The 13,647-nt window shown below is 58.7% G+C and carries 14 protein-coding genes and 1 other annotated feature; of the genes, 11 read left to right on the forward strand and 3 right to left on the reverse strand.

From position 1 onward, the window contains the following. The first annotated feature begins 75 nt into the window (after window positions 1–75). Window positions 76–903, forward strand: a complete 828-nt coding sequence (locus tag FD37_RS00315) for a hypothetical protein (protein ID WP_056962669.1) — start codon at window positions 76–78, stop codon at window positions 901–903. Window positions 904–1,004: 101 nt separating this feature from the next. On the opposite strand, the gene FD37_RS13055 is transcribed toward FD37_RS00315, so the two are convergent. Beyond that, entirely contained in the window at window positions 1,005–1,136 is a 132-nt protein-coding gene (locus FD37_RS13055) for an intracellular growth attenuator family protein (RefSeq protein ID WP_147007726.1), read from the reverse strand. Window positions 1,137–1,308: 172 nt separating this feature from the next. On the opposite strand from FD37_RS13055, the gene FD37_RS00320 reads away from it, so the two are divergent. Next, window positions 1,309–2,262, forward strand: coding sequence for an aldo/keto reductase (locus tag FD37_RS00320; protein ID WP_045807338.1), 954 nt, complete (start codon window positions 1,309–1,311; stop codon window positions 2,260–2,262). Between the two features lie 99 nt (window positions 2,263–2,361). On the opposite strand, the gene FD37_RS00325 is transcribed toward FD37_RS00320, so the two are convergent. Continuing rightward, the gene (locus FD37_RS00325) at window positions 2,362–2,814 is read right to left on the reverse strand and encodes a MerR family transcriptional regulator (protein WP_056962671.1); all 453 of its coding nucleotides are present in this window, start codon (window positions 2,812–2,814) and stop codon (window positions 2,362–2,364) included. A gap of 134 nt (window positions 2,815–2,948) precedes the next feature. Between FD37_RS00325 and FD37_RS00330 the strand changes: the two genes are divergently transcribed. The 6 genes from FD37_RS00330 (at window position 2,949) to FD37_RS00355 (ending at window position 8,951) form a co-directional block, all read left to right on the forward strand. Continuing rightward, complete coding sequence (locus FD37_RS00330) at window positions 2,949–3,680, forward strand: glucose 1-dehydrogenase (protein WP_056962673.1); 732 nt, start codon at window positions 2,949–2,951, stop codon at window positions 3,678–3,680. Window positions 3,681–3,970: 290 nt separating this feature from the next. Further along, a complete protein-coding gene (locus tag FD37_RS00335) occupies window positions 3,971–4,924 on the forward strand; it encodes a phosphate/phosphite/phosphonate ABC transporter substrate-binding protein (RefSeq protein ID WP_045807341.1) in 954 nt (317 codons plus the stop codon). 74 nt (window positions 4,925–4,998) lie between these two features. Beyond that, window positions 4,999–5,775: a phosphonate ABC transporter ATP-binding protein gene (phnC, locus tag FD37_RS00340; protein WP_056962675.1), complete on the forward strand. Its 777-nt coding sequence runs from the start codon at window positions 4,999–5,001 to the stop codon at window positions 5,773–5,775. Window position 5,776: 1 nt separating this feature from the next. Then, window positions 5,777–6,571: a phosphonate ABC transporter, permease protein PhnE gene (phnE, locus tag FD37_RS00345; RefSeq protein WP_045807343.1), complete on the forward strand. Its 795-nt coding sequence runs from the start codon at window positions 5,777–5,779 to the stop codon at window positions 6,569–6,571. Beyond that, entirely contained in the window at window positions 6,571–7,383 is an 813-nt protein-coding gene (phnE, locus tag FD37_RS00350; RefSeq protein WP_056962677.1) for a phosphonate ABC transporter, permease protein PhnE, read from the forward strand. Before phnE (FD37_RS00345) ends, phnE (FD37_RS00350) begins: the two co-directional genes overlap by 1 nt. Next, complete coding sequence (locus tag FD37_RS00355; protein WP_056962679.1) at window positions 7,383–8,951, forward strand: bifunctional metallophosphatase/5'-nucleotidase; 1,569 nt, start codon at window positions 7,383–7,385, stop codon at window positions 8,949–8,951. Before phnE (FD37_RS00350) ends, FD37_RS00355 begins: the two co-directional genes overlap by 1 nt. 152 nt (window positions 8,952–9,103) lie before the next feature. On the opposite strand, the gene FD37_RS00360 is transcribed toward FD37_RS00355, so the two are convergent. Continuing rightward, window positions 9,104–10,279 (reverse strand): PrsW family glutamic-type intramembrane protease, encoded by a 1,176-nt coding sequence (locus FD37_RS00360; RefSeq protein WP_056962681.1) that lies wholly within the window; start codon window positions 10,277–10,279, stop codon window positions 9,104–9,106. Window positions 10,280–10,567: 288 nt separating this feature from the next. Then, window positions 10,568–10,817: a binding site (T-box leader), on the forward strand. Between the two features lie 123 nt (window positions 10,818–10,940). Between FD37_RS00360 and FD37_RS00365 the strand changes: the two genes are divergently transcribed. The 3 genes from FD37_RS00365 to FD37_RS00375 all read left to right on the forward strand — a co-directional run bounded on the left by FD37_RS00365 (window position 10,941) and on the right by FD37_RS00375 (window position 13,587). Further along, window positions 10,941–12,581, forward strand: a complete 1,641-nt coding sequence (locus tag FD37_RS00365) for a peptide ABC transporter substrate-binding protein (protein WP_056962682.1) — start codon at window positions 10,941–10,943, stop codon at window positions 12,579–12,581. 188 nt (window positions 12,582–12,769) lie between these two features. Further along, window positions 12,770–13,156 (forward strand): hypothetical protein, encoded by a 387-nt coding sequence (locus tag FD37_RS00370; protein ID WP_056962683.1) that lies wholly within the window; start codon window positions 12,770–12,772, stop codon window positions 13,154–13,156. A gap of 29 nt (window positions 13,157–13,185) precedes the next feature. Further along, window positions 13,186–13,587, forward strand: coding sequence for a hypothetical protein (locus FD37_RS00375; protein ID WP_056962684.1), 402 nt, complete (start codon window positions 13,186–13,188; stop codon window positions 13,585–13,587). Window positions 13,588–13,647: the final 60 nt, after the last annotated feature.

Raw genomic sequence — 13,647 nt, forward strand, 5'->3', positions numbered from 1 at the left:
AATGTTTCATGTGGAACATCACCCCCGCACCTTCTCCCCCGTTTCCTGCTATACTTCTGTTAAGGAGGAGAAAACATGTTAAAAAAAATCAGTTTGTTACTGGCCATCGGGGTAATCGGGGTCCTCGGTCTCAGCACCCCGGCAGCCGCGAAGACGCGCTATACCATGGTCGATCATTCGACCTACGTGCAACCGCAAAACTACCATAACCGGGACACCCGGACGCACTACCTGTGGAACTGGAACCACGGTGCCAAGTTACATAACCTGCGAAACTATCCCCACACGACCTGGAAGGTCACCCAAACAGCCCTGCTCAAGCACGGTCGGAAAGCCGCCCGCTACTACTACGTGGTCAGTGCCAACGGCCGAACCAGTGGCTGGGTCTGGCACGGTTTCGTCACGGCCGGCACCGCCCGGAAACGGGCCGCTGCCAGCGTTGACGGCGTCTACTTCACCAGCAAGTCCTACTACGCCGGGACTGGCCGCTATTCGAACGCGCAACTTGAAGGTGTCGTGACCCAACGAATTCACGATGACGGCTTTGCCGTTAATAACGATCTCGCCATGGTGAACGACTACAACTGGTCGAATCAGCTCAGTCCCACGCCGTCCCAGCTTGCGCAATCGATTCAAGCCTTGCACCGCAAGCGGTTGACACCGGCTAACGTGGGTGTGGTCACTGCGACGCCGGCCGATTTGGCGCACTGGATCGACCCGCAGCACGGCAACGAGCAGCTGGAAGTCACGGGGCAAGGCCAACTTGCCAGTCACCTGGTAAGCTGGGTCGAACAGCAATTAACGGCCCATCACGCGACCCAATATTCCCTGTACGACGGCTTCTCCGGTGAGATCTCGCAAAACACGCTCCACGTGCAGCTCATTCTGTATTATCTCAAGTAACCGACCAAAAGGATTTGAAACATAACTTTTAAAAAAAACAGAAGGGAAATTCAAACCGAGAATTTCCCTTCTGTTTTTTCTGAGTATCCAACTAGTTCCGTTCACTTTCCACGGCGTTTCCCGCGCCGCAACGTCCGCACGAACTGGACGATGCCCACGACCAGGAGAATTCCCGTTCCCCCTATAATCAGGTAAAGCAACGTGTCGCCAACGTATAACCACTGCAAAGTCACGATCAGCTTCACCTCCCCACGCCCAGTGTAACAAGGCCCGCGGGGGTTAAACAATCGCGTGGCGACCCACTGACCCGCAAAAAAGTTTCCCCAGGCTCTTGACCTCGAGTAGCCTCTAACTTCTATACTCATCACCGTTGAATCAATTCACACGATAAGGAGTGTTCTATTCATGAAAACCATCACTTGGGGCAACACCCACGTTCAAACCTCAGCTGTGGCGCTGGGCATCATGCGGCTCTTGCGGCTCGACGTCTCCCAGGCGGCCGACCTCTTAACGGCCGCTCACGACCAAGGCGTGACCCACATCGACTCCGCCGACATCTATGGCGTTGGCCAGTCCGAGACCATCTTTGGGGACGCCCTCAAACGTTCCGGCTTACGGCGCGAGGACCTGTTCATCCAATCTAAGGGTGGCATCGTTCCCGACCCCGCGAAGAGTTCCGGCGAAGTGGTCCTGGGCCAACGCTACGACTTCTCCAAGCAACACCTGATCGACGCCGTGGACGGCATTCTCCAACGGATGCAGCTGGACTACCTGGACGCCTTTTTGCTGCACCGGCCAGACCCACTGATGGACCCCGCCGAAATTGCCGCGGCCTTCGATCAGCTGCAACAGAGCGGTAAGGTCCGCTACTTCGGGGTCTCCAACTTCAACCCGCAACAGGTCGCCCTGGTCCAGTCCGCCGTCTCCCAGAAGCTGATGGCTAACCAGCTCCAGTTCGGCGTGGGCCACACCGGTCCCATCGACTTCGGCCTGCACACCAACATGACCGACGACGCCAGCATCAACCACGATGGCGGCATTATCGAGTACTCGCGGCTGCACCAGATGACGATTCAAGCCTGGTCCCCGTTCCAGTACGGCCTGTTCGCCGGCACCTTCATCGATAACCCGGCCTTTCCGGACTTAAACGCGGCGCTACAAACGCTGGCGGACCGCTACCAGACGAATAAGAGCGCCATCGCCACCGCCTGGATTCTCCGGCACCCGGCCAACATGCAGGTCATTCTGGGCTCGATGAACCCCGTCCACCTCAAGGAAAGCCTGGCCGGCAGCGACATCACTTTGACCCGGCAGGAGTGGTACGACGTCTACCTGGCCGCGGGCAACAGCTTGCCATAAGCGGACCGCATCCCTATTATCTACACACAACCCCCAAAAACGCCTAGGACGGCCGTCCTAGGCGTTTCTTTCACGTTCTTCAGTTGGCACTTATCCCGGTTACTTGTGCGCGGGTTTCACCCGCAACGCGTCGTCGATGTAGATGGGCATGTCCGGCAAATCGCAATCGCCGGTGACCGCCGCCTCGGTCCCCGCTTCGCAGCAAGCCTCGAAGTAGCGGACCTTGTAATCGACCTTACGCCGGTAAGCCTGCAGCTGGGCGATCTGCTGGTCGACCTGGTCGCGCTGTTTGCGGAAGAGCGCCAACCGCTCGTTCAGCGTCCGGTCCCCCTCCATCGCGATTTCGACGAAGTGGCGAATGTCCTTCAGGGTCATCCCGGTCGCCTTCAGACAGGTGATCAGGTCGACCATGTCCAGGTCGTGCTCGGAGAACTCCCGCCGGCCCGCGGGGTTCCGCTGGACGAACGGCATCAGCCCCTCGTGATCGTAATAGCGTAACGTGTACGCACTGAGACCGGTTTTTTCGGCGACCTGCCCAATTGAATATGCCATTAGTTTCCCTCCTAATCGAATCATAGTATCGTCCCATCATACCGCCATCGCCGGCGAAACGCAATTTGCTTGCAGTGACTGAGAAACTTGCGTATCCTATAAGTAACCGTTTACATAATTTAGGAGGGATATCGATGGATTTCACAGGAAAAGTTGTTATCGTCACCGGTGCGGCGCAGGGAATGGGTGCCAGTCACGCGAAGGCCTTCATCGACCACGGTGCCACGGTCGTGCTGACCGACGTAAACGCGGATGAGGGGCAGGCCACCGCCGCTAAGCTCGGCGACCACGCCCACTTCATGCCCCACGACGTGACCAGCGAAGACGACTGGCACCGCGTCATCGATCAGACCGTCAAGCAGTTTGGCCACCTAGACGTGTTGGTCAACAACGCCGGCATCACCTACTCGAAGTCGCTGTTCGACGTCAGCACCGCTGATTACCTGAAGATCTTCAAGATCAACCAACTGAGCGTCTTCTTGGGCACCAAGCTGGCCGCGGCGGCCATGCAGCCGCAACACAGCGGCAGCATCGTCAATGTCTCCTCCATCAATGGCCTGGTGGGGGGTGCCGTGGGGTACACGGACACCAAGTTCGCGGTCCGGGGCTTCACCAAGGCCGCGGCCCTGGAACTGGCCCACTCCGGCATCCGGGTCAACTCGGTCCACCCCGGCGTCATCGACACGCCGATGATCCATCAGGGCGATACCGACGAAGCCGTGAAGCAGTTCGCCAAGCTGATTCCGCTCCAGCGGGTCGCCCAACCGGAAGAGATCTCCAAGGCGGTCCTCTTCCTGGCCTCCGACGATTCCAGCTACGCGACCGGCGCCGAATTCGTCTTCGACGGTGGCCTGACCGCTCAATAATCATCACTATCAACTCACGACGCCCGCTGAACCATTCAGCGGGCGTTTTTTATGCGCCAAATGTATACTTCAACGACCAGTTTGGTCACTTTTTGACCAAACCACCCGTTCCCGAACAAAATAAATATCGTTCAGGTTTCACGTTTTACATTCCGCTTTTTTAGGATTGAGCGTTTTATAATTATTTTAATAACGAAATTTATCAGAACTTATCGTTGCAAAAGTTCGGTCATTTGCTAGAATGAAAAAGAATCATCGCAACAAAATTACATAACTGAGGAGTGAGTGACATGCATTTGCGAGGTAAGGCAAAACTACTCGTACTCGGTCTGGCTCTATTAGCGCTTCCGATCACCCTGTTCGGTTGTGGAAAGGCCACGAGTTCAACCAGTTCCGCAACGTCTGCCGGCTATACGCCGAAGAAGTTGTCCGTTGAATTCGTGCCCTCTTCCAACGCCGGCACCATCGAAGCCAAGGCTAAACCATTGGAAGGCCTGTTGAAGAAACAACTGGGCATTCCCGTTACAGTGAGTGTTTCCACGGACTACAACACCATCGTTGAAGCGATGGGGTCCAAGAAAGTTGACGTTGGGTTCCTGCCGCCTGACGCCTACGTCCTCGCACACAAGCAGTACCACGACAAGGCCATCCTCCAAGCCGAACGTTACGGCGTGAAGGAACCGAACGACCAAGCCACCAAAGGGTTGGTCAACTACTACCGGTCCCAAATCTTGGTTCGCAAGGATAGCGGCATCAAGTCCATCAAGGACCTGAAGGGCAAGAAGATTGCCGTCCAAGACACCACGTCCACGGCCGGCTGGATCTTCCCCGCCGTTGAATTGTTGGAACACGGCATCAACGTCAACAAGGACGGCATCAAGACCGTGCAGGTCAAGGGTCACGACCAAGGGGTGCTCTCCGTCTACAACAAGAACACCGACGCCGCCTTTGTCTTCCAAGGCGCCCGGAACCTGGTCAAGAAGGACGTGCCGAACATCATGAGCCAAGTGGTCCCTATCTACACCACGGGCAAGATCCCGAACGACACCATCACGGTCCGGGGCGACATGACCGCTAAGTGGCAAAAGAAGATTGCCGAAGCGTTCAAGGCCATCGCCAAGACCAAGAAGGGCCACGAGATCATCTCGACCGTTTACTCACACGAAGGCTACGCCGATTCTAAGGACAGTAACTTCAACATTATTCGCGAATACGACAAGAAGGCCGAAGCACTGAACAAGTAACCGGTGCTGACGTCACCAGAAGTAGCAAAGGGATGTGAACCGCCTTTGCTGCTTTTTTATGGGGGGGAAATAAGATGCAAGCAACTGCGACCCAAACCAATCCAATCATTTCGTTTAAGCACGTTAACAAGATCTACGACAACGGCACGGTCGGCCTGAAGGATATCAACTTTGACATCCCCCGGGGGCAATTTCTGGTCGTCGTCGGCCTATCCGGGGCCGGGAAGAGCACCCTGCTCCGGACCATCAACCGGATGCACGAGATTACCTCCGGCGAGGTCCTGGTCGACAACGAATCGGTCAGCGACTACAAGGGCAAGGCCCTGCGCCACCTGCGCCGCCAGATCGGCATGATCTTTCAAAATTTCAACCTAGTCAAGCGGGCGACCGTGGAGAAGAACGTCCTCTCCGGTCTGGTCGGCTACTACCCGACCTGGCGCTGTGTGCTGGGCCTGTTCACGCCCCACGACCGCAAGCGCGCCTTTCAAGCCCTCGACCGGGTCAGTCTGACCAAGAAGCTGTTCTCCCGGGCCGATGAGCTGTCCGGGGGGCAACAGCAGCGGGTGGCCATCGCCCGCGCGCTGATGCAAGATCCCAAGATCATGTTGGCCGACGAACCCATCGCCTCGCTGGATCCCCGGACTACCAAGGCCGTGATGGACACCCTGAAGCGTCTGAACCGGGAGGACGGCATCACCGTCATCGTCAACCTGCACTCCGTCGAGCTGGCCCGCGAATACGCCGACCGTATCGTGGGGCTACGCAGCGGCGAACTGGTCTACGACGAACCCATCGATCAGGTGACCGAAGCGGGATTGAACCAGATCTATCAAACGAAACCGGAGGCGTAAAATGAGTACTCCTGAAATTCCCCAACGCCCGTGGCGGCAACGTTACCACGTCAGTGCCATCGCCTGGACGGTGACCATCGTGGTCTTACTGATTCTCTCCTCCATGGCGACCGGGGCCAACTTTGGCATGTTCCTCGCCAACATCAATCAATTCACGGTCCTGCTGGTGCAGATGTCCCATCCCGCGTGGGCCTACCTGTCGGTCATCATCCAGCCCCTCTACGAGACCATCCAGATGGCCATCCTGGGGACCACGATTGGGGCCGCCTTCGCGATTCCCTTCTCCCTGTTGGCCGCCAGCAACCTGGTCGGTAACCAGGTCTTACGTAACCTGATTCGGCTCTTCTTGGACCTGGTCCGGACCCTGCCCGACCTGTTGCTGGCCGCCATCTTCGTCGCGGTCTTCGGCATCGGCTCCACGGCCGGGGTCATCACCCTGGCCATCTTCTCGTTCGGGATGGTCTCCAAGCTGTTCTACGAGGTCATCGAGACCATCGACATGGGCCCGCTGGAAGCCATGAAGTCGGTTGGGGCCAGCAAGGTGACCATCATCTGGTACGCCGTGTTGCCCCAGATCCTGAACCAGTTCGTCAGCTACTTCCTCTACACCCTGGAAATCAACGTCCGGGCCTCCACCGTCCTGGGGTACCTGGGAGCCGGCGGGATTGGGGTCTACCTCCAACGGTCCCTCGACCAATTCAACTATAGCGCCACCGCCGTGATCATCTTAGCCACGCTGGTCGTGGTCATGGTCATTGACGGCGTCAGCAACCATCTAAGGAGGGTGCTGCTCTAATGCAAACGACTTTATCCAAAGAATTCGCGCCACGCTCACTCTGGCAACGCTGGTGCTGGCTGATCTGGGTGGCCATCATCATCGCCATCTACGCCTGGGCCATCGGCGGCCTGCAATTCAGCGGGCTGCAATCGTCCGCCAAGACCGTCTCCGATTCCATCGTCAAGGGCCTGCTTCACCCGGACTGGGCCTACGTCTACAACGGCAGCGGTGAGGACCTGTCCTCTCTGACGATTCAAACGCTGGCCATCGCCTTTCTGGGGACCATCGTTTCGGCCGTCATCAGCGTGCCCTTCGCCTTCTGGGCCGCTCGTACCGCCCACGAGCGGTTCTACCTGCGTTCCGGGAGCGGCAAGGTCATCCTGACGCTGATTCGGACGTTCCCCGAAATCGTCCTAGCCATCATGTTCATCAAGGCGGTGGGCCCCGGGTCTTACGCCGGGGTGCTCGCCATCAGCATCCACTCCATCGGGATGCTGGGCAAGCTCTTCAGTGAGTCGCTGGAAAACATGGACCGGGGGGCCGAAGAGGCCATCACCAGTGCCGGCGGGAACGCCCCGCAGGTGTTCGTCCTGGCCACGATTCCGACGATCATGCCAGAATTCATCTCCTACACCCTTTACCGGTTCGAAATCGCCGTGCGGTCCGCTTCCATTTTAGGGATGGTCGGCGCCGGCGGGATCGGGACGCCGATGATCTTCGCCATCCAGACCCGGAACTGGCCACGGGTCGGCATCATCCTGCTGGGCATCATCGTGATGGTCCTGCTGATCGATACCCTCTCGGAACAATTACGAAAGAGGTTGATCTAATGCGCCGACTCAAGTTACTTTCCACCAGTGACGTCCACGGGTACCTGTTTCCCACCAACTACAGCGCCCGCGACGACACCCAACCCTACGGCTGGTTGCGCGCCGCGGCCCTGATTCAGGAGCAGCAAGCCCTGGCCGGCCCGGACGACATCGTCCTGACCATCGACAACGGGGACTGGATCGAAGGGTCCTCACTGGCCAGCTACCTGGCGACCGCCGCACCCCAGCAGGCGGCCCTGTTCTCCAAGCTCGCCCAACGGCTACACGTCGATGCCGGCATCCTGGGGAACCACGAGTTCAACTACGGGCTCAACTATCTGCGCGCCTGCGAGGAAGACCGCAACTATCCGCTGCTGGGCGCCAACATCGACGGCGGCCACGCTCAGGGGATCATCGACGCACCCTACCAGATTTTTGAGAAACGCGGGGTGAAGATCGCCGTTCTGGGGCTGACCACCGCCTACATCCCCGTCTGGGAACCGGCGACCCACCTGACCGGCCTGACCTTCCAGTCAGCCCTGGCCACCGCCCAACACTGGGTCCCCAAGCTCCGCCAACGCGCGGACGTCGTGGTGGTCGCCTATCACGGCGGTTTCGAGGCCGACCCGGCCACGGGACACCCGACCGAACGCCTGACCGGTGAAAATGAGGGGTACCAACTCCTGACCCAGGTGCCCGGCATCGACGCGCTGATCACGGGCCACCAGCACCGGCAGATTGCCGGCGTGTACCACGGCATCCCCACGACCCAACCCGGGGACAAGGCCGTGGCCGTCGGGGAGATCGACCTGACCCTCGACGACGACCTGGCCATCGTTGACCGCCAGGCCCGGTTACTGAAGACGGCCACGGTCGCGCCAGCCCCCGCACTGGCCCACCAACTGGCGCCGTTACAGGCCACCGTGGAGGATTGGCTGGACCAACCCCTGGGACACCTGACCGGGGCCAGCCTCGAGGTGACCGACCACCTGGCGGCACGCCTGCACGGCCACGCCTACCTGAACTTCGTCAACCAGGTGGAAGCCGCTGCCGGGCAGGTCGACATTGCCGCGACCGCCCTCTTTAACGACGACGTTCAGGGCTTTGCGCCGAACGTCACCCGGCGGCAGCTGCTGAACAGCTACCCCTATCCCAACACCCTGGTGGTCGAACGGATCACCGGAGCGGACCTGAAGGCGGCCCTGGAGCGCTGCGCCAGCTTCTTCACCTGCGACGACCAGGGTCACATCGGCGTGTCCCCCGCCTTCACGACGCCCAAGGTCGAGCTCTACAACTACGACGTCTACCGCGGCATCGACTACACCTTCGACCTGCGGCAACCGGTGGGGCAGCGTGTCACCCGGCTGACCTACCACGATGCCCCCGTCACGGCGGACCAGTCCCTCGACGTGGTCATGAACCAGTACCGGGGCAACGGCGGCGGGGACTACCCGATGTTTAACGCCCGCAAGGTCATTCGCGAGATCAACACCAGCGTGGTCGACCTGATTCAAACCTACTTAGAACACCACCCGACAACCACGGGGGTTACGCCGCACAACCTCCACGTCATTTCTCAGGAGCCGTGACCCATGACCCAAAAATTCTTCCACGTCATTGATTTTCTCCTCTGGGCCGCTGCGCTGGCCTATGGCCTCCTCTGGTTGAGTGGGCGCTAAAAAGGGAAGTTGGCCAAACCGCCAACTTCCCTTTTTAACACTCTTTAATGCGCGGTGAACGCCTATTCCATGTGCCGTTGTTGCAGGTGCTCGATCTCCTTGAGCCCCGCGTTCATCAGGACAAACACGATGATCCAAGCGATTACGATCAGAAAAATCAGTTTCAGGTACGGGTCGATCAAGCCGATGTCCCAGTCCCAGGCGGCGTGGAGCAGGATCGCCAGGACGAAGAAGACCAGAAAACGGGTGTCCAGCAGGTTGCTGGCCTTAAACGGCTTCGTCCGCTTGACCACCATGATGGCCCCACCGGCGATGGCCGCCCAGACTAGGTGACCCCCGATGGCCGACCAGCCCCGCAGAATAGCGACCTCGACCAGCTGGTTACCGGCGCCGTAGATGTAGCCGGCCGTTTCGAAGGCCGCGAAACCCGCACCGACCGCAGCCCCGATCAGCAGGCCGTCCAGGATGTGCTGGACGTTGAGCCGGTCGATGAAGTACGCCGTGATCAGCAGCTTGCCGAGTTCCTCGACCACCCCGATCGACAACGAATCGCCCAGCGTCAACATGCCCGTCATCTGACTGGTCTGGCTGAAGCTGACGAGCTGGTAGAGAAACAGCGTCGCAATCAGGGCGAAGATGCCCCCGATGAAGAAGATCTTAACGACCTCAAAGAGGCTGATGTCCTTGAAGGCGTTGGCCTCAAAGAAGAAGACCAGGCCCGAGAACGGCACCGCGAAGGCCCCGACCAGGATCAACCCCGGGATGGCGTTACCGTTTTGCATCCCCACCAGCATGAAGAGCAGCGCAATGAACGCCAACAAGAAGCCCAGCAGGATCCGGGAGAAGAGCCAGGGTTTGGCCCAGTCGCCGGAAATCTGGTCCAGCGACGGCGTGGTCGTGTCCGTCCCGGCGATGAAGATCGATTCGGCCTCCGACTTGCTGTGGTGCTTGGGGACCTCCGAGAACAGTGCGGACAGGTTGACCTTCACGGCCCCGTTCTCCCCGGTATAATGATTCAACTTCGCGGTGGCGTTGTCGTAGAGCGACTCGCGACGCCGCGGGGACGCCTGGCCCTGCGCGGACGTCGTCTGATTATTCGCCGTTTGGCGGTGGTCCTGGGCCCGGTCGCCAGCTGGTTGGGCGGCTTGGGCCTGACTAGCGGGCAGCGCGTGGCCACAGGCCGGACAGAACTTTGCGGTCGGCGCGATGGGATGACCACAGTGTGGACAGAATTTCATGATTATGTAGACTCCTTTGTGACCCCGAAGTGGTTTCGGAGCGTTGACTTGACGGGGATTTCCCCAGTTATTAATTATAGCAGTCCCCGCCCGAAAACGCCGGTAGAACCCTCGTCACTGTTTCATGTGAAACATAGCGATCTCCTGGGCGATCACAAAAAATTTTTCACCCCACCGTGATTTAGGGGCTCAAGGCATCCCGCGGTTTCCCCACTTCGGTTTTTCCGTTGCCCGGTTGACACCCTTTTTCCCCAGCGGTACACTAGCCTCAATTCAAAAATCGTCCGAAACAAACCATTGAAGTGGAGATCAAGCTTATTGTGCCCGTCAAGAGAGCCGTCGTTGCTGAGAGTACGGCCGAACGCAGGTAAGTAAATGGACCACCGAGGGCTTCCCCGAAAACTGTTGAGTACGGGAAGACGTGTGACATACGTCAGTTGTCAGGGAGATGTTGGTCTCCTGTGAGGTGGGGCGCGGGATCTATTTTGAGGTCCGCTCCCAATTAAGGTGGTACCGCGGTTAATTAACCGTCCTTAACGCATTGGCTGTTAAGGGCGGTTTTTGTTTGCATTTAACCGAGGAGGCACTAACATGATTAAACGATGGCAAAGCTCAAAGTCGCTGCTAACTGAACTGACAACCCTATTTGGAGGCAAAGATTATGAGCATGATCAACAAGAAAACCACAATCGCCGCAATCTGCGGCATCGTTTTAATCGGCGGCGCGTTCGCCATTAAGGCCCATTCGGACGCCACGAAGGCGGCCACGGCCCAGGACATCGACCTTTACGAGACGTCCCCCATCACCAGCCTGGACACCGCGAAGGTCACCGACAGCGTCTCGGCCAACCAACTGAGCCAGGTCGGCGAGGGCCTGTACCGGCTCAACGCCGACAGTCAACCCGTAAACGCCCTGGCCAAAAAGACCACCATTTCTCAGGATGGCAAGCACTACACCATCGACCTGCACCGGAACGGCAAGTGGAGCAACGGCCACGCAGTGACGGCGCAGGACTTCGTGTACTCCTGGAGACGGACGCTGAACCCGCAATCCAAATCTGAGTTTACCTACCAGTTCGCCAACATCCAAAACGCGACCGCCATTGCGGCGGGCAAGCTCAGTCCCACTAAGTTGGGCGTCCGGGCGTCTGGCAAGTACCAGCTGAAGATCACCCTGAGCAAGCCGGCCAGCTACTTCAAGCGCATGATGGCCAGCACCACCTACTACCCGCTCGACCCCACCGCCGTGCAAAAGTACGGCAAGAAGTACGGGACGTCGGCCAAGACCACCGTTTACAACGGACCGTACACCATGACCAAGTGGAACGGGACCAGCGAGACCTGGACGCTCGCCAAGAACCCCGACTACCGCGACAAGCGCGCCATCAAGCTCCAACACCTGAACTACCAGGTCATCAAGTCCACGTCGACGGCCTACAACCTGTACCAGGCTAAGAAGCTCGCGGCCGTGACCTTAAGCGGTGAGCAGACGCGGCAGAACAAGCACAATCCCGACCTGAAGACCGTCGCCTCCGGGCGCATCGGCTTCATTCAATACAACGAGAAGAACCCGTTGACCGCTAATAAGAACCTGCGGACCGCGATCTCGCTGTCCGTGAACCGGGAACAACTGGCCAAGCACGTGCTGCAAAACGGCTCCACGCCGGCCACGACCTTTGCCGTCAAGCACATGGCGAAGAACCCGCGGACCGGCGCGGACTTCACCAAGGACGCCACGGTCGCCGGCACGGCCGACTACCAGCCCGCCAAGGCCCGGGCGCTCTTCAAGCAGGCCCAAAAGCAGCTGGGCAAGTCCAAGATCGCCATCACCCTGATCTGTGGGGACGATGACGCCACCAAGCCCATCGCTGAATACCTGCAGACGACCGTCAGCAAGAACCTGAAGGGCCTGACCATCAACGTCAAGTCCGTTCCGTTCCCATCCATGCTGAGCGCCGTTTCCAAGGGGAACTTCGAGGCCAACCTGACCAGCTGGAGCATGGACTTCGCCGACCCGATCCAGTCACTACAGATCCTGGAATCGACCAACAACTCCAACATGGGCCACTACAAGAGTGCCGCCTATGACCAGGCGTTGAACACGGCCGAAGGCGCCGACGCCCTGACCACAGCGGCCCGGTACCACGACCTGGTCACGGCGGCCCGGACGGCCATGACCGACCAAGCCGTCACGCCCCTCTACGACGCGCGGACCAGCGAACTGGTCAACCCAAAGATCAAAGGCGTCGTGTACAACAAGTTTAATGGCCAAGCCGATTACCGGACGGCCTACGTCAAGTAATGACCACCTTATCATAGAAGAAACACCCTGCCAAGCATTGACTGGCAGGGTGTTTTTGATCAACTGGTTAATTGCAAAAACAATTCGTCAGGTGTTGATTTTTCTCGATTCGCTTCGCATACTAGAAGAGTCACTAAAGGAGGAATTGGAGATGTCTAAATTAACCACCAGCCTCGCCGTCACCACGGGTGTCGCGGCCCTACTCTTACTGGGGGGCCGACCAGCGGACCGCACACGCGACGACCTGGCATGCCGGGGTTCCCAGCGCGCTACGCGGCACCTGGCAACGCACGGCCTACGCGGGCACTGGCAAGAATCGTTTTTCTTTTAAAACGGGAATCTATTTGACGCGCCGCCACTTCACGGCCTTCGGGTTGGGGGATCCGTTCGTGTTGAACCACCTGAAGTACCACAAAGTGCGGCACAACGTTTACGCGGTCAAGGGCGTCGAGTACCTCTACTCGCACAAGGTCAACCACATTCAGCTCGTCAAAATGGGCCACCGCCTCAAGTACAAGATCACCCTGCCCAAGGCCTACCGTAGCAGGTACTCCCCGGCCTATCCCAAGTACTGACCCCACAAAAAAACTGGAGGAGAAGTTACATGAAAAAATGGTTTCTAAGCCTCACCGTCATCGCACTGGGCACGGCGGGTCTCTTCGCGCCGACGTCCGCAAGCGCCAAGACGACCTACCTGCCCCGCACGATTCGTCACCACACGTTCTACCGCCTGACCGACGGCGCCCAGGGCGGGCTCCACGACAAGACCACCTTCACCGGCAACCGGATGCGGGTCGGCCACTGGACCTGGCGCCTCACCCACGTGCGCAAGCAGAATGCCAAGACCTACTTCGCCACGCTCCACTACACGAAGAAGCGCGCCGAACCCATCAAGATCAAGGTCTTCAGCGCCAAGCATTTCGACTTCGTACCCAAACACATCCTGCACCTCAAGGGAGCTTACACGGGCAACGAACAGTACGGTGCCACAATCTTTAAGCGCTAAAATAGCTATCAGAAAAGGCCGCTTTCCCGTCACAGGAAAACGACCTTTTCGCTATCTATT

This window comes from Levilactobacillus spicheri DSM 15429, from assembly GCF_001435095.1.
Classification (GTDB): Bacteria; Bacillota; Bacilli; order Lactobacillales; family Lactobacillaceae; genus Levilactobacillus; species Levilactobacillus spicheri.